Here is a 20561-nt window from a genome sequence, read left to right as displayed (position 1 = left end):
GACGACTCTGATCCCGTTATGGTAACAAATCGGCAGCGCTACCGTGAAAAAGTCTCCCAGATGATAAGCTGGGGGCACTGGTTCGCCCTGTTTAACATCATTTTTGCGTTCATTCTGGGTAGCCGCTACCTGTTTGTTTCCGACTGGCCAACCTCGCTGGCCGGTCGGATTTATGCGTTTAGCAGTTGGATCGGGCACTTCAGCTTTATCGTCTTCGCCGCGTATCTGCTGATCGTTTTCCCGTTGACCTTCGTGGTGATGTCGCAGCGGCTGTTACGCTTCCTGTCGGCGATTATCGCCACTGCGGGACTGACGTTGATTCTGGTCGACGGCGCGGTTTTTGAACGATTCCACCTGCACCTGAATCCCGTTGTCTGGGAACTGGTGATTAACCCCGATCAAAGCGAACTGGCGCGCGACTGGCAGCTGATGTTTATCAGCGTGCCGGTGATTTTCCTTGTGGAGATGCTGTTTGCCACCTGGAGCTGGCAAAAGCTGCGCAGCCTGAACCGCCGCAGCTTCGGCAAACCGCTGGCGGCCCTGTTTATCAGCGCCTTCTTTGCCAGTCATCTGATGTATATCTGGGCGGATGCTAACTTCTATCGCCCGATCACGATGCAGCGTTCGAACCTTCCGCTTTCCTATCCAATGACAGCGCGACGCTTCCTGGAAAAATACGGTCTGCTGGATGCGCAGGAGTATCAGCGCCGCCTGGTGCAGCAGGGGAATCCTGAAGCGCTGTCGGTCGCCTATCCGCTGAGCGATATTACCGTCAGCGATCGCGGTACACGCAACAACCTGCTGGTCATCACCGTGGACGGGCTGAATGAAGCCACCATGCCTAAAATGCTGCCGAATCTGACGCGTTTCGCCGAAAGCAATGTGCGCTTTAGCCAGCACTTCAGCTCCGGCGGCACCGATGACACCGGTCTGTTTGGGCTGTTTTATGGTATTTCCCCGAGCTATATGGACGGCGTACTCTCATCACGCATTGCTTCAACGCTGATTGGCACGCTGGGCCAGCAGGGGTATCAGTTTGGCCTGTTTGCCAGCGACGGCTTCAATTCGCCGCTGTATCGCCAGGCGCTGCTGTCTGATTTCTCTCTGCCGGAAGCACGCGAACAGAGCAACGATCAGACGACCACCCAGTGGCAAAACTGGCTGAACGGGCACAGAAACGATAGCAATCCGTGGTTCTCCTATCTGTCATTAACCACCGCAGATAACAGCGGCGGGGATAGTTCCGATAAGCAACGCCTTCGTCGGTACAGTCGGGCCGCTGCCAATGTCGATCAGCAGATACAAAGCGTGCTGGCTACGCTTGAACAGAAAGGGCTGTTAGACAAGACAGTGGTGGTCATTACCGCTCAGCACGGCGTGGTGCTGGAAGGTGATGACAATCCGGGCAATCGCGCAGCGCTACAGGTGCCGATGATCGTGCACTGGCCACAAACGCCCGCACAAACGGTGAATAAACTCACCGATCATCAGGACATTATGGCAACCCTGATGCAGCGTCTTCTGCATGTGAATACGCCGCTTGCTGACTATTCGCAGGGGGAAGACTTGTTTTCTGCGAAGCGTCGTCATAACTGGGTGGCAAGCAGTATCAGCAACCACCGCCTGGTCATCACCACCGCCGATGAGACACTGCTGCTGGATAACAACGGTAGCTATACGGCGTGGAATTCGCAGGGTGAAGAGCTGAAGAATCACAAGCCACAGCTGGCGCTGCTGCTTCAGGTGCTGACCGACGAAAAACGTTTTATCGCTAACTGACTGTATAAATATAACGCAGTCAAGATGTTAGCTACTTGCATTCGAAGGCCAGTTCAGTAAACTATGCTGCAAATATCGGCACGTAGCGCAGCTTGGTAGCGCACGGTCATGGGGTGTCCGGGGTCGGAGGTTCAAATCCTCTCGTGCCGACCAAATGCCTAAAAAAAACCAGCCTCTTACGGCTGGTTTTTTTGTGCCTGAATCATGCCCTGCATCCACAGGCTAAAGACTAAGATAATTTAGCCTGTGTAATCGTTAGGTTTGATTGAAATCCACTCTATTTGTGAATGTAAAAGGCCTCTGTTAAAAGAGGCCCTATATGACACAGGCCAGCACAATGACACTGACGCAGTCATCTTCTGGAAAAGAATACAAATATCCCATCGGTGATCTTGACCATACCAAACATGCTCAAAACGGTTATCACCAGATTAGAAAGCTCGCGTGGGGCAGCATAAAAGGTATTTTCAAATACCCCCGCCCCATTCAGCAAGGCCGCCACAATCAGGATGGATAGAAGTAATATTATGCCCCTGAATATTTTGCGTTTCATTTTCAAGCCTTTAAAGGATCATCACCATGAACAACCACCATTATTATTTCCGCAGTTTGAATTTGAGTTACTCCCGTTATTATTATTTGAGCCGGAACCGCTCTCAAAACACCCGCCAGCAAGCGCACCACCAGCTAATCCTAAAGCCAAACCGCCTAGTCCACCGATGGATCCAGCAATCATTCCACCGATGATTCCATTATTACAATCCGTGACGTAGTTGCTATTCCCGTTCTGATTTCCTCCTCCAGACCCTGATTGGCTACCTCGCTTTCCAGCTCTGCCCGCAGCACTGTAATTATCATTTCTACCACCAGAACCGGTAACAGATTCCATTTTTAAAATATTTAGCTCCATCATATTTATAATCCTTTATAAGAAGTTAGCATTAAATTCAAACTGCAACCAAAGAATACATTCATATGATTTAAAATTACAAGATATTTAATAGGAAACAATCAATGAAATAAATTACTTAAATATCAACAATATAGATTTATTATGATCTCATTAAAATCAATTACACATAAAAATAAGCTATTTTTTACAAAAATAATTGAACATCATCACAATTACCAAAACCTAATACATTCAACCTTTAAATACAATAACTAACAAATCAATGCGGCATAGGATATTATCGCATCAGGAATTAGAATTTAATATCGCACTCAGGAACATGATAATAGGTCTTTGACGAAAACGATCGGGCTACTTAATCTGTCGCTGCGATAATTGATAAAACCCGCCCGCTAAGGCGGAATTTATCAATTCGAATCACGCCGACGCCCTCTCCACCAGCGCGGGCGGCACGATAATATTCTGCGCTTCCAGATTCTGCCCACCGATGCGCAGCAGCAGACGCCGCGCCGTAGCGTGGCCGATTTCACGCGCGGAGTTGGCAATTGAGGTTAGCGGCGGTTCGGTCAACTCGGACTCGGGGGCGTCTTCCATGCCAATCAGGGCGATTTTTTGCTGGAAGAAACTGTCAACTGCGCCGCCGCCAACTTCAGCGCCGGTCCGCAGCACGCCAAAATACGCCCCCAGCGCCACGGAAGATTTATGGCAGACGATGGCGCTGATTTTTGGATAGTGGGAGAGCAGCAGTTCCGTCGCATCCGCCGCACACTTTTGCTGATAATCGCATTCGATAATCCATTCCGTGCGGAACGGCAGGCCGTATTGCAGAAGCGTGGCGCAAAAACCGCCAAGCCGTTCGGCGCGGGTCAGTGAATTGCTGAGCCCTCCGAGATAGGCGATCTGCTTGTGCCCCTGCCTTATCAGGTATTCCGTGGCCATTTTTGCCGCCAGCATATTGTCGGGGCGGACCACGTCAACGCCGTCAATGCCGCCGGAACGGGTGGCGCAAATCAGCGGCACGCCCTGCTCTTCGGCCTTTTCCTTCAGGCCGTTCATCGCCCCTTCACCGCCGGCAATCACAATGCCGTCCACGCCGTGCGTCAGCAGCGTATCGAAGCAGCGCATCAGACCTTTCCCCGACGATCCGCTTTGCAGCAGGAACAAAACTTTGCCCTGTGCTTCAAACATTTCGCTGAGGCCCGCGGTCATTTCGGCGTAAAACGGCTCGCAGATATCGCGGACAATCAGCCCGACCACGCCGGATTCGCCGCCGCGCAGCGTACTTGCCTGGCGATTACGCACAAAACCCAGTTCATCCACGGCGCGGTTAACCCGCTCAGCCGTCGCCTGAGAGATACGCCCCTTGCCGCCCAGCACCAGTGAAACGGTGGTGACAGACACACCGGCGTGGCGGGCCACGTCGATAATCGTGATCTTTTTATGGTTCATCGGACTTTATCGTTCATACCGGACTCCACGAAACGGCATCGCTCACGGCCGCCATTATACGTACCCGGAAGCAAAAAATTAGCCTGGTCAGAGAGTTATATATGATTAAGCAATTTTAGTAAAACGTTAAACCTTTTTTAAACCCCGTTATATCTGGAATGATCTGATAGTGTGAGCTTGAACACGTATTGTTTTGGTAAAACGTTTTATCTTAGCCGCCAGCAACACAGAGCCTAACAACACCATTGGGGAGCGGGTATGCCTGCACATAAAAAACAACGTTTCACACTCTGGGAGTTCTTCCAGAGTCTGGGTAAAACTTTCATGCTGCCGGTCGCGCTGCTGTCGTTTTGCGGCATTATGCTCGGCATTGGCAGCTCACTGAGCAGCCGCGATGTCATCACCTTGCTACCGGTACTGGGCAACCCCGTTCTTCAGCTGATTTTCGTCTGGATGAGCAAGGTTGGCTCTTTCGCCTTCAGCTTCCTGCCGGTGATGTTCGCTATTGCGATTCCGCTGGGGATGGCGCGTGAAAATAAAGGCGTTGCCGCTTTCTCCGGCTTCGTCGGTTTCACCGTGCTGAATCTGGCCGTTAATTTCTATCTGACCGCCAACGGTACGCTGCCCACTACCGATCCGGCGGTGCTGAAAGCCAATAATATCCAGATGATTTTGGGCATTCAGTCTATCGATACCGGCATTCTGGGTGCGGTGATCGTTGGCATCATCGTCTACCGGCTGCACGAGCGCTTTAACACCATACGCCTGCCGGACGCGCTGGCGTTCTTCGGCGGTACCCGCTTCGTGCCGATTGTCACTACCGTAGTGCTGGGTCTGGTCGGTTTACTGATCCCGCTGATCTGGCCGTTCTTCGCTGCCGGGATTACCGGCCTTGGCCGCCTGATCCAGGGCGCGGGCGTATTTGGCCCGATGATTTTCGGCTCCGGCGAGCGTTTCCTGCTGCCGTTCGGCCTGCAGCACATTCTGGTGGCGCTAATCCGCTTCACCGAAGCAGGCGGAACGTTAGATGTCTGCGGCCGCGAGGTCAGCGGCGCGCTGACCATCTTCCAGGCACAGCTCTCCTGCCCGACCACCCACGGTTTTTCTGAAAGCGCAACGCAGTTCCTGTCGCAGGGTAAGATGCCGGCCTTCCTCGGCGGTCTGCCGGGTGCCGCGCTGGCCATGTACCACTGCGCCAAACCTGAAAACCGTCATAAAATTAAAGGGCTGCTGATTTCCGGCGTGGTTGCCTGCGTGGTCGGTGGCACCACCGAACCGATCGAATTCCTGTTCCTGTTCGTGGCTCCTGCGCTGTACGTGATCCACGCATTCCTGACCGGGCTGGGCTTCACCGTGATGTCGGTGCTGGGCGTGACCATCGGTAATACGGACGGCAATATCATTGACTTTGTAGTGTTCGGGATTCTGCACGGCACCGCTACCAAGTGGTATCTGGTGCCGGTTGTGGCGGCCATCTGGTTCGCGGGTTACTACGCTATCTTCCGCTTCTCAATTACCCGCTTTAATATCAAAACCCCGGGCCGCGAATCGGACAGCCTGCCGACCGCCGCCGCCGTACCGTCTTCCAGCAAATCGGGCTACAACGTGCCGGCTATTCTGAGTGCGCTGGGCGGTGCCGGTAACATCGTATCGCTGGACAACTGCATCACCCGCCTGCGCCTGTCGGTAGCGGATATGACGCTGGTGGATGATGCCACGCTGAAGGCTAACCGGGCGATTGGTGTAGTGCATCTTAATGAACACAACCTGCAGGTGGTAATTGGCCCACAGGTGCAGTCGGTGAAAGACGAGCTGGATGCTCTGATCCGTACAGCGGCCAGTCCTGCGGCAGCAGAACCACTTACCGTATAAACCCCAAGTGGGCGGCTCAGGCCGCCCTTTTCAGCTTTGTTCAGGGAGTGAAGCGCATGTCTTTTGATTTCTCCACCGTCACCGACCGTCACGGAACCTGGTGTACCCAGTGGGATTACGTCGCCGATCGCTTCGGTAGCGCCGACCTGCTGCCGTTCACCATCTCAGATATGGATTTCCCTACCGCGCCGTGCATTCTTGAGGCGCTGCAACAGCGGTTGCAGCACGGTGTGCTGGGCTACAGCCGCTGGCAGCATGATGATTTTCTCGGTGCAATTGCCCACTGGTTTCAGCAGCGCTTCAACAGCCGTATTGATAGTGAAACGGTGGTCTACGGTCCTTCTGTGATCTATATGGCGGCGCAGCTGATCCGCCTGTGGAGCCATCCGGGTGACGGCGTAGTCACTTTCACCCCGGCCTACGACGCGTTTTATAAAGTGGTAGACGGCAATCAGCGCCGCCTGCTGCCCTGCCCGCTGATCAAAGAGGGTAACGACTGGAGACTGGACGCAGCGCTGCTGGAAAACCTGCTAAGCCAGCCAGACTGCTCGATACTGCTGCTGTGCAGCCCGCACAATCCGACCGGAAAAGTCTGGACGCGTGCGGAACTTACGCTGATTGCCGGGCTGTGCGAGCGGCACGGCGTACGAACGATCAGCGATGAAATCCACATGGATATGGTCTGGGGTGACAATCGGCACACGCCGTGGAATGAAGTGGCACGAAGCGACTGGGCGCTGCTGACCTCCGGCTCCAAGAGCTTTAACATTCCCGCGCTGACCGGTGCATACGGGCTGATCGGCAGTAAAAACCATCGCGATGCCTACCTTCACCAGCTTAAAGCCTGCGATGGCCTGTCTTCTCCAGCGGTGCTGGCCGTTCATGCCCACGTGGCGGCCTATCGCGCCGGTGAACCCTGGCTGGATGCGCTGCGCGACTATCTGCTGGGCAATCTGCGCTACGTGGCAGAACGGCTGAATCACGCCTTCCCGCAGCTGGACTGGCAGCCACCGCAGTCGACCTACCTGGCCTGGATCGATCTGCGCCCGTCAGGGATTGACGATCGTCTGCTGCAAACAGAACTGATCGAACGGCAGAAAGTCGCGATTATGCCCGGCTATACCTACGGTGAAGAGGGCAACGGCTTCCTGCGGCTGAATGTCGGCTGCCCGAGGTCGAAAGTCGAAGCGGGGATGGATAAATTAATTGCTGGCATTGAGGCAGTAATCCAGCACCGTTCTGGTTAACCGCTCAGACAGAACGGCGCGTCTGAGAGTTGAGGTGAAAGGGTGATGCCGGACATCATCAGCCGCGCCCTTCTGCTGAATTACAACACGTTGCAAAATTTTGCGGGTTATATCGCATATTGTCAGCAACCCGTTTCGGTGAAACAAAACTGTCACACAAATATCATACGCTGTGGATACACTTTTCATCGCACTGTGTAAAACAGGATGACTAACATGCCGACAGTAAAAGCGACAAACTTCAAAGATGCAGAAGAACTTCTTCATTCGGGTATCCATAAAGTAGAACTGGCCTACGACATCGGTAGCGACGATTTTTTCCGTCTCGCCAGCCACTGGTGTGACCGCGGTGCCAAGATTTCCAAGGGCAATGAGCATTTCGTGGTATCGATTAAGAATCTCGCGATCCCGCCTAACCACTGATTCCGCCTGCCCGGCTTTGATCTCTGGCCACTAACCTGTTTAAATTACGCATCATCTTTCAACCGGTTAGTGGCTATGCTTTTGGTAAACCTGCCTGTTCTGCCTCCGTTTATTGTCAGTTCGATAGTTAGCCCGCTCGCCGCTTATCCCGATGTGTTACTGCTCGACGTGCAGTTTAACGAAGCGCATTTCACCCCTGACCTGTTTGATTCGCTGAATATCCCCTTCCCTGCCAGGCTGCATAAAGCAGTGAACAAACGCCGCGCGGAGTATCTTGCCAGCCGCTACTGCCTGCAGCAGGCGTTGACGAGGATGGACGTTACGCAGTTCATTCTGCACAACGATGAAGACCGTGCTCCGCTGTGGCCGGAAGGCATACGTGGTTCGCTTTCGCACACCCATCGTCGCATCTGCGCGCTGCTGACCCGCCGCAATAACGTCCTGCCGGGCATCGACTGCGAACAGATGATGACGGAAGAACACGCGTCAGAAATGGCACATATGATCGTTAATCCTGCAGAGAAGGCACTGTTAGAACGGCTTGAACTGCCTTTTGCCTGTGCGGTGACAATCGTTTTTTCGGCGAAAGAGAGCTTATATAAGGCGATATGGCCCGAACTGCGGCGTTTTATGGATTTCAGTGCGGCAGAGGTGGTTGACTGGGATGCGCAAAACACGCAGCTCACGCTAAGGCTGACTGAGACGTTTTCCGTTGAGTTTTATGCCGGAAGGGAGTTTACGGTAGAAGTTGAGTTACAGCCCGATACGGTATTAACCTGGGTTATCGGGCTGCAGAAATAGTCTGCATAGCTTATTTACCGTCGTGCGGGCTGCGGTCGTTCAGCTGCGGCAGGTCGTGCAGATCCACACCATACAGTTCCACCATCGGAATCATCGCTTCAACAACCCGGCAGCTATCCAGCGTTGCCATACCGGCAGGCACCTGGAAAAAGCGGGTAAAATGCAGCCATAAACCTTTCATACGTTGCTCCTCTGTGTTGTGAAAGGTTAGTAAACCTTATTTTATCGCCTCCGCAAAATATCCATTTCGCACAGCCTTTGCCAGCCGCTGGTAATAGCCGCTTATCCCATTTGATGAATGATATATGCCAGATTTGTTGTTTTACTCCCCCCGCAGCTCCCTTCAATAATTGCCAGCAACTGAAGCACATTAAGGATTAATTATGGCTTATCAATTGAGCCTGCTGGATAAAAGTCCGGTAGCAGAAGGTGAAACACCTGCCCAGGCACTGGCAAGGACATTACTGCTGGCGCAAAAAGCCGAAGAGTGGGGCTTTCACCGCTTCTGGCTGGCTGAACACCACAATACGCAGGCCCTGGCCAGCCCGTCACCGGAAGTGCTGATCGCCTGGATTCTGGCCCATACCCGCCATCTGCGTGTCGGCTCCGGCGGCGTAATGTTGCAGCACTACAGCCCTTATAAAGTGGCGGAAAACTTTAACCTGCTGGCCTCTCTGGCTCCGGGCCGCGTCGATCTTGGCGTGGGCAAAGCGCCAGGCGGCCTGCCGCTGTCCACCCGTGCATTGCAGCACGGCATTAACGCCGAAGCGAAAGGCGATTTCTCCAGCCAGCTGCGGGCACTGGAAGGCTGGCTGAACGCCACCGCCAGCGACAGCCAAACCGAAGACCAGCTGCTGGCGACCCCGGTCCCTGCTCGCCCGGCTCAGCGTTTTCTGCTGGGTGCCAGCGAAGGCAGCGCACAGCTGGCCGCCGAGCTGAACTGGCAGTTTGTTTTTGCCGCGCATCTTAACGGTAACCGCCAGGAGCTGGAGCAGACGCTGGCAACCTATCGTCGCCTGAGCGGCGGACAGTCGGCGCTGGTAGCGGTGCAGGTGATTGTGGCGGAGTCAGCGGCAGATGCCGACCTGCTTGCCGCCGATCTGCAGCACTACCGTGTTCATGTAGAAAATGGCCAGAGCGTCACCGTTGGTACGATTGCCCAGGCGGAAGCCTTTATTCGTCAGGCGAATGCCACGAATTACCGCATCGAACCGCGCGAAGCCGCGGTCATTAAAGGCACAGCCGAACAGGTTCATAACGAGCTGGAAGCGCTGCATCAGCAGTACGGCATTGAAGAGTTTGTTATTGATACGCCGGTCAGCAGCGGCGCGGCGCGGGTGAAATCGCTGGAACTACTGGCCAGCCATCGCCTCGTCGCCGCCTGAGGAGCACAGCACAATGAGTCAGAATCTTGGACAACAGTTAATCGCATGGCGACGTGAACTGCATCAGTTCCCCGAGCTGTCCAATCAGGAATTTGCCACCACTGAACGCATTCAGGGCTGGCTGCGCAGCGCAGGCATCGAGCCGCAGCCTTACGGGCTGAACACCGGTGTCGTGGCCGAGATCGGTCAGGGTGACGCACTGATTGCGCTGCGTGCCGACATCGATGCACTGCCGATCGAAGAGGTGGTCCCGGTTGAATTTCGCTCACAGAATCCCGGTGTGATGCACGCCTGCGGTCACGATGTGCATACCTCGGTGATCCTTGGTGCTGCACTGCTGCTGAAAGCGCGTGAGAAAACGCTACCAGGCCGGGTACGTCTGCTGTTTCAGCCAGCGGAAGAACGCTTTGGCGGGGCGAAAACGCTGATCAAAGCTGGTGCGCTGGAAGGCGTAAGCGCGATTTTCGGCATGCATAACGCGCCGGAACTGCCGGTTGGCACTTTCGCCACGCGCGGCGGGCCGTTTTATGCCAACGTCGATCGCTTTGACTTCGAAGTCACCGGTAAAGGTGCCCACGCCGCCCGTCCGCAGGAGGGCATTGACGCGATTGTGATTGCCAGCCAGATCGTTACCGCACTGCAAACGCTGGTCAGCCGCAGCTACAGCCCGCTTGAATCGGTGGTAGTCAGCGTCACCCGCATTGAGGGCGGCAATACCTGGAACGTGCTGCCGCAGACCGTGGTGCTGGAAGGGACGGTGCGAACCCACAACGACGCCATTCGTGAATCATTACCACAACGCTTCCAGCAGCTGATTAGCAGCATCGCCGAAGGCTTCGGTGCAACGGCGAAGCTCAACTGGCATCCGGGGCCTCCGGCGCTGGTCAACACCGAGCGCTGGGCAGAATTCAGTAAAGGGGTCGCGGCGGGAGCCGGTTACACCGTACAGCACGCCGACCTGCAAATGGGCGGGGAAGATTTCGCCTTCTACCTGCACAACACCCCTGGCACCTTCGTCAGTATCGGCAGCGCCAGCGAATTCGGCCTGCATCATCCCGGATTTAAACCGGATGAAAGCCTGATCGAACCGGCCGCCCGTTATTTCAGCCAGCTGGCAGAAGCCGTGCTGCGTGAAATTAGTTAGCCACAGCAAACTGCGTTTCCACCTGCACATTCAAATAATAAGAGTAAACATTATGCTTAAAACCTCATTACTGTCAGGACTGTTCGTTGCTACCGCCCTGTTGACCAGCGGAGCCTGGGCCGAAACCGTCACCGTGAACGGCACGGGGATCAGCGTGGAAGCCAATGCCGCGCCGATCCATGCGCCGGTGAACCCTGAAGCCGTGGCGCAGATCCCTAAGGATCACCGCTTCGCCGTGCCGGGTAAATTTACCGTGGCGGTAGCCGCGCTGAACTCACCGCCGCTGACGCTGTTCTCCGATGACAACAAAACTCTGCAGGGTAGCGAAGTGGATATCGCCCGCCTGGTGGCCGATAGCCTGGGTCTTGAGCTGAACGTAGTACCAACTTCATGGGAAGACTGGCCGCTGGGCGTCAGTTCCGGCAAATACGATGCGGCGATTACCAACGTGACGGTCACCAAAGAGCGTAAAGAGAAGTTTGACTTCGCCACCTACCGCCAGGATTCACTGGGCTTTTACGTGAAGTCCACCAGCAAAATCACCTCGCTGAAAAAAGCGGAAGATATTGCCGGCCTGCGCATTATCGTTGGCTCCGGCACCAACCAGGAAGCGATCCTGCTGGCCTGGGATGAAGCCAACCAGAAAAAAGGCCTGAAGCCGTTTACCCCAATCTACGTGAAAGATGATGCCGCGCAGACGCTGGCACTGCAGTCCGGCCGTGCGGATGCCTTCTTTGGTCCAAACGTGATCGGCGCATGGAAAGCGGCGCTGACCGGCCAGACCAAACTGGTAGGCAGCGTTGACGGCGGCTGGCCGAAGGCGGCACACATCGCGGTGACGCTAAAGAAAGGTAATGGCCTGGTAACGCCGGTGAACACCGCGCTGAACGGCGTGATTAAAAGCGGCGAGTACGACAAGGTACTGAACCGCTGGGGCGAAGGCATTGAACGCCTGGATCGCTCCGAGATCAACCCGCCGGGTCTGGGCGACTAAGGAGTTCGCGATGAGTCAAGCACAGTTCCGCCAGCTGTCACCGGAAGCCCCGGAGCTGGCACCGATTATCGAAGGTCTGTTTGGCGAATACAGCGCCCGCTACGGTGATTTTTTCGCCCGCGACGCGGAAGTCGAGCTGACCGAATGGTATCTGCCGCCACGGGGTACGTTTGTGGTGCTGGAGCGCGAAGGTGAGATTATTGCAATGGGCGCCTACAAGGCGCTCGACGCGGAAACCGCCGAGCTGAAACGCATCTGGACGCGCAGCGATCTGCGCCGCCAGGGGCTGGCACTGCAGGTGCTGGTTGAACTGGAGCGACGCGCCGAGCTGGCAGGTTACACAGGGGTGTTCCTCACCACCGGTTTCCGCCAGCCGGAAGCCGTCAGGCTCTATCTTTCCCACGGCTATCAGCCGCAGTTCGATATCACCCGTAACCCGGAAGAGTACAGCCTGCCGCCCCATGATGGCCGACTGCGCTTCCGCAAGCTGCTGAATCAGCATGTTACCGCAGGAGCCGCTCATGAAACACAATGAAACGGAAACCCTGCGCGTGGTCCCTGCCCGCTATCCGCTCAGAGTGCTGGGCGGGTTTATTGCCCTGTTTGTGCTGGCGGTAGTGATTCAGTCGGTGGCCTTTAATCCTCGCTGGGAGTGGAAGGTCTTCGCGCACTGGTTCTTCCACCCGGCGATCCTCAGCGGCCTGGGCCAGACCCTGCTGCTGACGCTGATCGCCACGGTACTCAGTATTTTCTTTGGCGGCCTGCTGGCGCTGGCCCGCCTTTCGCCTTCGTGGCTGCTTTCAGGACTGGCTTTCGGCTACATCTGGCTGTTCCGCTCGCTGCCGCTGATTGTGGTGCTGATTATTCTCTACAACTTCTCTTACCTCTACGACACACTGTCGATTGGTATTCCGTTCACTCCGCTGACCTTTGCCGAATACCAGACCATTGACGTACTTGGCCAGTTCAGCACCGCCGTAATCGGCCTGACTCTGGTGCAGTCGGCCTATACCGCTGAGATTATTCGCGGTGGCATACTCGGCGTCGATCAGGGTCAGTTTGAAGCCGCCGCCGCGCTGGGCCTGCCGGGCTCGCGCCGCACGCTACGCATTATCCTGCCGCAGGCACTGCGCTCAATTATCCCGACCGGTTTTAACGAAATTATCAGCCTCGCCAAAGGCACCGCGATGGTGTACGTACTGGCGATGCCGGAACTGTTCTACACCATTCAGATGGTCTACAACCGCACGCAGCAGGTTATCCCGCTGCTGATGGTGGCCGCCGTCTGGTATCTGCTGATCACCACCGTACTGTCGATTCTGCAGCATTACGTTGAGCGCTGGCTGGCCCGCAGTGCAACCCGTGAATCTTCTACTCCGCGTCCACGCTGGCGCTTACGCCGCCAGACTGCGGCGATCACCCCGCTAAGGAGCTAACGATGTCAGAAGCCCTCGATCTGCACAGCCACGCGGTGCGCGGCCATATTTCGATTACCCACGTCAGCAAAAGCTTTGGCCGCTTCAAGGCGCTGGATAATGTGTCGCTCGAGCTGCCGCCGGGTTCGGTGACGGTGATCCTCGGCCCTTCCGGCTCCGGTAAATCCACCCTGCTGCGGGCGATTAATCATCTGGAACGCGTCGACGAAGGCTTTATTCGCATTGACGGCGACTACATTGGCTATCGGCGCAAAGGGGATAAGCTGTATGAGCTGAAGGAAAAGGCAATTCTCAAACAGCGTACCGAGGTGGGCTACGTCTTCCAGAACTTTAATCTGTTCCCGCATCTGACGGTGCTGGAAAACATTATTGAAGCGCCCATTGTGCATAAAAGATTAACCCGCCAGCAGGCGATAGAACGCGCCGGAGAGCTGCTGGATGCGGTGGGATTACGTCACAAGGCGGATGCCTGGCCGCGCCATCTTTCCGGTGGTCAGCAGCAGCGTATCGCGATTGCTCGTGCACTGGCGCTCGATCCGCGGGTTATTCTGTTTGATGAACCCACCTCCGCGCTGGACCCGGAGCTGGTTGGTGAAGTACTGGATACCATTAAAAAGCTCGCCCGCTCCGGCACCACACTGGTGGTGGTCACCCATGAAATCGGCTTTGCGCGCGAGGTGGCCGATAATGTGGTGTTTATGGTTGACGGTAAAATCGTTGAACAGGGCAGCGCACAGCAGGTGCTGAACAACCCGCAGCATCCGCGCACCAGCCGCTTCCTCGCCAAAGTTCTCTAATTTCTCCCCCTCTCTCTGATTCATAAAAAAACGGCTTATCATAATGATAAGCCGTTGCAACCATTTGGTAAGACGACGAGAAAGTTCAGGGAAGTTAACGGCGGTACTCAACCGTTGCAATCAGCTTACCCCTGTACTAACCCGTTGACTAATAACAATAGTAGCTGAACTTATGCAAAGGTCAGCCTGCGGTATCCGTACGCTTTACCGCGTCCAGCGTGGCCATATCCCGCTCGGCCCCGGTCAGCTCAGTGAGATGCCCATGACGCATTTCCAGCAGGCGATCGGCATGCAGGAAATAGTGATCGTCATGGCTGATAGCAAAGACGGTTTTACCCATCCCCTGTAGCCACGGCAGCAGCTCGCGATAGAAGATACGACGGAAGTGCGGGTCCTGATCCGCCGCCCACTCGTCAAGCAGCAGAATGTCGCGCTGTTCGGCGGTGGCCAGCAGCAGCGCCAGGCGCTTGCTCTGCCCTTTCGACAGTTTCAGATTCAGTATGCGGTTGCCGTCAAGCTGGATCTTATCCTGCATCTGTAGCCGCTCCAGCCACGCCTGGACCCGCTCGGGATCGGCCGGCTGGCCGCTGTCATCGATGAGTCGGTCGAACAGATGCACATCGGTAAATACCGCTGAGAACAGCTGCCGGTAATCGTCCATCGATTCGGGCTGAATCACTTTGCCGTCGAGCAGGATCTCGCCGGAAACCGGCTGATATAGCCCGGTCAGCAGCATCGCCAGCGTGGATTTTCCGCTGCCGTTACCGCCAATCAGAAACACCAGCTCGCCACGGTTGAGAACCATATTGATCGGTCCCACGCTGAATCCGCTATCGCCGTAGTGGAACACCAGGTTGCGCAGCTCCAGCGTCTGCCACGCTTTTTTACCGCGCTGCGCCGGGAATTCAGCCTGGTAGTCGGCCAGCTTAAAGGTATTGAGCTTGTTGAACGCCACCTGCGCGGTCAGCAGCGTCGGCAGCGCGCCAACGGCAGACAGCATCGGCGTACGCAGGAACAGCAGCGTCAGCGAATAGGTGGCGGCCACAGCGGTATCGGCCCAGCCCAGGCTATTGGCCAGATAGAATGCCAGCCCGATCGCGCCGAGCATCATAATATTCGACCAGTTCACGGCGCTGAGATGGTAGGTATCCGCGCGCACGATATGATGGCGATAGGTGCGGGCATCCTCACCGTAGACATCGTCAAAAATCTGCTGCGCGCGCTGGCGGTTCAGCGCCAGTTCTTTGCGGCCTTCGATAATGGTCTGGAAATCGGCATACAGGCGCTCTTCGGTGTTACGCAGCACTTCCAGATGGCGGTAAACGCGTGATACCAGCAGCCAGCCGCCGAAAATCGTGATGGCAACCCAGATGGCGGTGACCACCAGCATTTTCGGTGACAGCCAGCCCAGATAGGCCGCCGATCCCACGGTTAAAATAATCCCCTGGATCAGTTCCGGCAGGCGCACGAAGGCGATAGTGATATTGCGCACGTCGCTGGTCAGCGCCGCCAGCAGTTGGGCGTTACCAATCTGCTCGATGCGCTCGACGCGAGTATCCAGAATCCGGCGGATAAATTCACCGCGCAGGCGATAGACAAAGTGGTGACCCAACAGGGTCAGCGCCAGCTGGGACCCCAGCGTTACTGCCATCAGCAACAGCAGCAGGCCAAGGAACTGTGGCAGCACCATCAGTGAAGAGTTGAGAGTAACGATCAGTTCGCGGTTGATAAAGGCGATAAGACCAATACCCAGCGCGGCGCTGAGCAGGCTAAGCAGGATCACGCCGATAAACGGCCAGCGATACTGCTTATAAACAACGTGGAGCAACTCCATGAAAACATCCCGGCAGGTAAAAAAGCAGCTAGCAGTTTAATGAGATAGTGGGCTATATCAATACTAATTCTCATTATCACCGCATTGGCTGCGTGTTAAGCCGGGGTTAGTGCGCGCGGCGGAAGGTCAGATTAAAACGGAACGCACCGGCCTGAGGGTGAATACCGGGTTTCAGCGGCAGAATCCCGTGGTAGCGCAGCCGTGAAGGCCCGCCCCATACCACCACATCACCGTGCTCCAGCAGCACCCGCGTGATGCCGTCACTCCGCTCAAAACCGCCAAACTGGAAGACCGCAGGCAGCCCGAGCGAAACCGAGACGATCGGCTGGCGCAGGTCGCGCTCGTCCTTATCCTGATGCAGGGTCAGCTTTGCTCCAGGCTCATAGCGGTTAAGCAGGCAGGCATCGGGATTAAAGTTAGCGAAACCGGCTTCGGCGGCACAGCTGACGGCAAGCTGGCGAAACAGCGTCGGCATAGGCGGCCAGCGGGTTCCCCCGGCGTTATCCTGCTCGCTGTACTGATAGCCGCGCGAGTCGGTGCTCCAGCCCAGATCTCCGCAGTTGGTCATCGCCACCGACATGCGGTGGCCGCCGGGCGTGATGCGATGGTGAAAGGGGTTCTGTGCCGCAATCTGCGCCACCTGTTCAAGTAGTGCATCGGCATCGCTCAGTGCTCGTCGGCGCAGGATCACCGCGCCGTCAGCCAGCGGTTCGCTCCAGGGTTCCTCTTCGGCAAACAGATCGAGCATAACGACTCCTCAGGGTTTATCACTGCCGGTATCAGACTGTATAAAGGCCTTAAACTGCGGCGACATCCAGCTGACAAAGCCGTCGCCCTGTTTATAGATCAGATAGACCGCCAGCTTATCACGCAGCGCCAGCGCTTTGGCTTTCTCCTCGCCCAGTACCATCAGCCCGGTATCCCAGCCGTCGGCCTCCAGCGCCGTGGTAGCAATCACCGTGGCGGACACCAGTCGATGCTGGATCGGCTGGCCGGTGACCGGATCGATCACGTGAGAAATACGCTTGCCGTCCAGTTCATAGTAGTTGCGATAGCTGCCGGAGGTGCTGATGCCGTGTCCCTGCAGATCGACGATGGCCTGTACCGCATTTTCACGATCGGTCGGTTTCTGAATCGCCACCTGCCAGGCTTTGCCCTGCGCATTTTGCCCACGCGTCAGCACCGCCCCGCCTACCGAAACCAGATAGTTGTTGATGCCCTCTTTTTCCATCAGCCGCGCCAGGTGGTCGGTGGCGAAACCTTCACCCACGGTTGAGAGGTCCACGTACAGTCCCGGAAGATCTTTTTGCAGATATGCCTGCCCGGCACGGTTGATCACCTGCAGGTGCTGCAATCCGGTCAGCGCGCGGGCGGCATCGATCTGCTGAATGTTCGGGGTGCTGACGGGCTGTTTGTCCGGGCCGAAGCCCCACAGATTAACCAGGGGTCCAATAGTGATATCCATCGCACCGCCGGTTTGATGACCAATTCGCAGCGCCAGGGTGACGATATCGGCCATATTGTCGCTGACCGGCTGCGGGTCGCTGCCGCGGTACTGGTTGAATCGGGAAAGGACGGAATCATTTTTCCAGGTTGAAAGCTCATGGTCATCGTTATTCAGCTGCTGTTGGATGGCGTTTTGCAACGCTTCACGGCGCGAGTTATCCACGCCCGCCAGGCTGACGCGCCAGTAGGTTCCCATCGTTTTCCCTTCCAGCACCATGGCATCCTGCTGCGCGGTGGTTTGCGGGTTGTCGCAGGCCACCAGCAAAAATGCGGCCGCCAGGCTGATAAAGTGTCGCCAGTTCGCTTTCATTTTCTTTCTAACCTTTTTGCTGCCGTTACGACGTAAGCCTGAGCTACGAGGGCTGCGCCATTTTTAAATACTGTATAAAATTTGTGGCGATGATTATCTTTGCCACAGGCGGGAATGACAAGGGAAGCCGGTGTGGTGATTCAGGGGCGGTTTAGAAATAGGGTGAGTTAACGAGGGAATGCCACACAGGTGGATTGTACCCCAGGTTGTTTGTAAGGTCAGAGGCTGGCGCTGGCGGGTTATGCCTCCGGGCGGATGGTCCTCGCGCCGCTTTGCGGTACCTTCACTTCGCTTGTCAGCCGGACGGACCAGCACAGACGCGCGTCCTGCGCGGCTGTGCCTTTCGCCTGCGTCCATGCAGGCGAATCCTGGCTTCCTCTCTGCGTTCAGCGCTGTGGATTGTCCGCCCGGAGGCATAACTCGCCTGCTTTCTGGCTTCCGCGTCGCCTGAAAATGAATCCAGGATTCCTCTCTGCGTTCAGCGCTGTGAAATGTCCGCCCGGATGCACAACTCGCCTGCTTTCTGGCTTCTGCGTTGCCTGAAAGTGAATCCAGAATTCCGCTCTGCGTTCAGCACTGTGAAATGTACGCCCGGAGACATAACTCGCCTGCTTTCTGACTTCTGCGTTGCCTGAAAAATGAATCCAGTATTCCTCTTCGCGTTCAGTGCTGCGAGTTGTCTGCCCGGAGGCACAACTCGCCTGCTTTCTGGCTTCTGCGTTGCCTGAAAAATGAATCCGGATCTCTTCTCTGAATGATGAAAGCGATGCAAAACGTTCAGAAGGCCCGACCTCTGCGGCGACCGGGCAATCCGCAGCGCTGAGGTGCAGGATTCTGGGCCGGAGAGACCCGCATGGACGCGGGTCTCAGGCGCGGCGTGGGCAGGACGCCCACTCCGGGTCGGTCCGCAAGACCAGAAGCCGGAACCGAAGGCATCATGCGCAGCATGACGCGAGGACCGCCCGGCCGCCGCAGAGGTCGGGCCTGGCTTGCTCAAGCCACAGCCACAGCCACAGCCACAGCCACAGCCACAAACGATTAGCTGCTGATAACAAAAGCACAAGTGCACTTTATTGCGGAAAGGATGACGTTAAGAGAGGGTTATGCGGCTACCGATGATAAAAAAGCCGCCATCTTGAAAAGATAGCGGCTCCGTTACTTTCAACTTACAGGCATCAGGGGATATCCTTCAGCCCATCTGTAGTAGCAAGACTTAGAACTGGTAAACCAGACCAACTGCCACTACATCGTCGGTATTGATACCGGCTGCGTTGGTGAAGGCGCTGTCGTCCAGCAGATTGATCTGGTAATCAACGTAGGTGGACATGTTTTTATTGAAGTAGTAGGTGGTACCCACATCAATGTAGCGTTTCAGGTTCTGAGAACCGTAACCTTCGATCTGTTTGCCACGTGAGCTAACAAATGCCAGAGATGGGCGCAGGCCGAAATCAAACTGGTACTGTGCAACCAGTTCCCAGTTATCTGCCTGGTTTGCGTAACCGTAAGCGCTGGAGTCAATGCTGCCAAAACGGGTCGCGTTATACGCGCGAGTATACATGGCGGCCAGGTAAATGTTGTTAGCGTCATATTTCAGACCGCCTGAGTATGCGGTCGCGTGGTCGCCGTGACCCAGCGCTGCGCTGTTGTTCTGCTCGTCAGTACGGTCAGAAGAGAACATAGCGGCACCGATACCAAAGCCTTCACCGATGTCATAGGTGGTTGACAGACCCCAGCCATCACCGTTCTGGCCGAGCACGTCACGACCGTTGTTGCTTTCTTCCGGGCTGCCGTTTTTACCCTGATACTGGATAGCAAAGTTCAGGCCGTCAACCAGACCAAAGAAGTCATTGTTACGATAGGTCGCAAGGCCGCTTGAACGCTGGAAGAGGAAGTTATCCGCACCGTAGGTATCGCCACCGAACTCAGGCAGAACGTCGGTCCATGCGCCAATGTCGTACATAACACCGTAGTTACGACCGTAGTCCAGAGACCCCGCATCGCCAAATTTCAGACCCGCGAAACCGACACGCGTGTAGTTGTCAGCAGTCCCCTGAGACTCGGTGTTGTTCAGCGCAACCTGATATTCCCACTCACCATAACCGGTCAGTTGATCGGTCACCTGAGTTTCGCCCTTGAAGCCAAAGCGGAGGTAAGACTGGTCACCGTCGGTACCATTGTCATCGGAGAAGTAGTGCAGACCGTCAACTTTACCGAACAGATCCAGTTTGTTGCCGTCTTTATTGTAGATTTCAGCTGCGCCAGCAGTACCAGCTACCAGCAGAGCTGGAATCATCAGCGAAAGAACGCGAAGTTTCATGTAATTACCCTCTCATTTTATTTATCTTATTTGCCACTGCGTACTGAATGTATTAATTCAGCGTTGAAGGTCATATTAAGGAACCACAGGCAATAATCCATGAGGAAAATGATACCAAACACAATAATATGTTTCAGAACATATTACATATATTTCAAAAAGTAAATTCAAGGGAACTTTTAAACGGCATTTATTGATAAATAATATAGCATCAATAATCAAAAAATAATTAAATCTATTGAAAACAATAATTTAAAACAGTTATTTTGCGCACTGAATGATAAATATCGCCATCCAGCAAAAGCTATAATAATTACGCTATCATCATTTAATTTCATTATTACCTTCATTCAC

19 protein-coding genes and 1 tRNA gene are annotated in these 20561 nt (G+C 55.4%); 12 read left to right on the top strand and 8 right to left on the bottom strand.

Annotated features, from left to right (window positions below):
• Window positions 1–18: 18 nt before the first annotated feature.
• On the top strand, window positions 19–1779 hold the full coding sequence (yejM, locus tag IBT47_RS15500) for an LPS biosynthesis-modulating metalloenzyme YejM (protein ID WP_200561269.1): 1761 nt from the start codon (window positions 19–21) through the stop codon (window positions 1777–1779).
• A gap of 76 nt (window positions 1780–1855) precedes the next feature.
• Window positions 1856–1932: transfer RNA gene (locus IBT47_RS15495), tRNA-Pro, on the top strand.
• A 199-nt stretch (window positions 1933–2131) separates the two neighbouring features.
• Here IBT47_RS15495 and IBT47_RS15490 read toward each other — a convergent pair.
• The 3 genes from IBT47_RS15490 to malI all read right to left on the bottom strand — a co-directional run bounded on the left by IBT47_RS15490 (window position 2132) and on the right by malI (window position 4141).
• The gene (locus IBT47_RS15490) at window positions 2132–2332 is read right to left on the bottom strand and encodes a hypothetical protein (protein WP_200561267.1); all 201 of its coding nucleotides are present in this window, start codon (window positions 2330–2332) and stop codon (window positions 2132–2134) included.
• A 21-nt stretch (window positions 2333–2353) separates the two neighbouring features.
• Window positions 2354–2692, bottom strand: a complete 339-nt coding sequence (locus IBT47_RS15485; protein WP_200561265.1) for a hypothetical protein — start codon at window positions 2690–2692, stop codon at window positions 2354–2356.
• 417 nt (window positions 2693–3109) lie between these two features.
• On the bottom strand, window positions 3110–4141 hold the full coding sequence (gene malI / locus IBT47_RS15480) for a Mal regulon transcriptional regulator MalI (protein ID WP_200561263.1): 1032 nt from the start codon (window positions 4139–4141) through the stop codon (window positions 3110–3112).
• A 258-nt stretch (window positions 4142–4399) separates the two neighbouring features.
• Between malI and malX the strand changes: the two genes are divergently transcribed.
• The 4 genes from malX (at window position 4400) to IBT47_RS15460 (ending at window position 8484) form a co-directional block, all read left to right on the top strand.
• Window positions 4400–6013 carry a maltose/glucose-specific PTS transporter subunit IIBC gene (gene malX, locus IBT47_RS15475; RefSeq protein ID WP_200561261.1) on the top strand — a complete coding sequence of 538 codons (1614 nt, stop codon included), beginning with the start codon at window positions 4400–4402 and terminating at the stop codon, window positions 6011–6013.
• Between the two features lie 56 nt (window positions 6014–6069).
• On the top strand, window positions 6070–7260 hold the full coding sequence (locus tag IBT47_RS15470; protein ID WP_200561259.1) for a MalY/PatB family protein: 1191 nt from the start codon (window positions 6070–6072) through the stop codon (window positions 7258–7260).
• Between the two features lie 216 nt (window positions 7261–7476).
• Entirely contained in the window at window positions 7477–7683 is a 207-nt protein-coding gene (locus IBT47_RS15465; protein ID WP_200546191.1) for a hypothetical protein, read from the top strand.
• A 75-nt stretch (window positions 7684–7758) separates the two neighbouring features.
• Entirely contained in the window at window positions 7759–8484 is a 726-nt protein-coding gene (locus tag IBT47_RS15460) for a 4'-phosphopantetheinyl transferase (protein WP_200561257.1), read from the top strand.
• 10 nt (window positions 8485–8494) lie between these two features.
• Here IBT47_RS15460 and IBT47_RS15455 read toward each other — a convergent pair whose 3' ends face one another.
• Window positions 8495–8665 (bottom strand): hypothetical protein, encoded by a 171-nt coding sequence (locus IBT47_RS15455; RefSeq protein WP_200561255.1) that lies wholly within the window; start codon window positions 8663–8665, stop codon window positions 8495–8497.
• 202 nt (window positions 8666–8867) lie between these two features.
• Between IBT47_RS15455 and IBT47_RS15450 the strand changes: the two genes are divergently transcribed.
• Genes IBT47_RS15450 through IBT47_RS15425 form a run of 6 tightly spaced genes read left to right on the top strand, consistent with a single transcriptional unit; the run spans window position 8868 to window position 14240 of the window.
• Window positions 8868–9869 carry an LLM class flavin-dependent oxidoreductase gene (locus IBT47_RS15450; RefSeq protein WP_200561253.1) on the top strand — a complete coding sequence of 334 codons (1002 nt, stop codon included), beginning with the start codon at window positions 8868–8870 and terminating at the stop codon, window positions 9867–9869.
• Window positions 9870–9882: 13 nt separating this feature from the next.
• Window positions 9883–11013, top strand: coding sequence for an amidohydrolase (locus IBT47_RS15445; protein ID WP_200561251.1), 1131 nt, complete (start codon window positions 9883–9885; stop codon window positions 11011–11013).
• A gap of 52 nt (window positions 11014–11065) precedes the next feature.
• Window positions 11066–12007: an ABC transporter substrate-binding protein gene (locus IBT47_RS15440; RefSeq protein WP_105591308.1), complete on the top strand. Its 942-nt coding sequence runs from the start codon at window positions 11066–11068 to the stop codon at window positions 12005–12007.
• 10 nt (window positions 12008–12017) lie between these two features.
• Window positions 12018–12542, top strand: coding sequence for a GNAT family N-acetyltransferase (locus IBT47_RS15435; protein ID WP_200561249.1), 525 nt, complete (start codon window positions 12018–12020; stop codon window positions 12540–12542).
• Window positions 12529–13443: an amino acid ABC transporter permease gene (locus IBT47_RS15430; protein ID WP_200546187.1), complete on the top strand. Its 915-nt coding sequence runs from the start codon at window positions 12529–12531 to the stop codon at window positions 13441–13443. The genes IBT47_RS15435 and IBT47_RS15430 overlap by 14 nt, the downstream gene beginning before the upstream one ends.
• A gap of 2 nt (window positions 13444–13445) precedes the next feature.
• Complete coding sequence (locus IBT47_RS15425) at window positions 13446–14240, top strand: amino acid ABC transporter ATP-binding protein (RefSeq protein ID WP_200561247.1); 795 nt, start codon at window positions 13446–13448, stop codon at window positions 14238–14240.
• 181 nt (window positions 14241–14421) lie between these two features.
• On the opposite strand, the gene IBT47_RS15420 is transcribed toward IBT47_RS15425, so the two are convergent.
• The 4 genes from IBT47_RS15420 to ompC all read right to left on the bottom strand — a co-directional run bounded on the left by IBT47_RS15420 (window position 14422) and on the right by ompC (window position 20207).
• Complete coding sequence (locus IBT47_RS15420; RefSeq protein WP_200561245.1) at window positions 14422–16074, bottom strand: multidrug ABC transporter permease/ATP-binding protein; 1653 nt, start codon at window positions 16072–16074, stop codon at window positions 14422–14424.
• A gap of 106 nt (window positions 16075–16180) precedes the next feature.
• The gene (gene alkB, locus IBT47_RS15415) at window positions 16181–16822 is read right to left on the bottom strand and encodes a DNA oxidative demethylase AlkB (protein ID WP_200561243.1); all 642 of its coding nucleotides are present in this window, start codon (window positions 16820–16822) and stop codon (window positions 16181–16183) included.
• 9 nt (window positions 16823–16831) lie between these two features.
• Window positions 16832–17890: an FAD:protein FMN transferase ApbE gene (apbE, locus tag IBT47_RS15410; RefSeq protein WP_200561241.1), complete on the bottom strand. Its 1059-nt coding sequence runs from the start codon at window positions 17888–17890 to the stop codon at window positions 16832–16834.
• 1213 nt (window positions 17891–19103) lie between these two features.
• A complete protein-coding gene (gene ompC / locus IBT47_RS15405) occupies window positions 19104–20207 on the bottom strand; it encodes a porin OmpC (RefSeq protein ID WP_200546182.1) in 1104 nt (367 codons plus the stop codon).
• Window positions 20208–20561 lie beyond the last annotated feature (354 nt).

Source organism: Erwinia sp. S43 (assembly GCF_016624745.1).
GTDB classification, from domain to species: domain Bacteria; phylum Pseudomonadota; class Gammaproteobacteria; order Enterobacterales; family Enterobacteriaceae; genus Erwinia; species Erwinia coffeiphila.
This window is presented reverse-complemented; position numbering and strand designations above follow the sequence as displayed.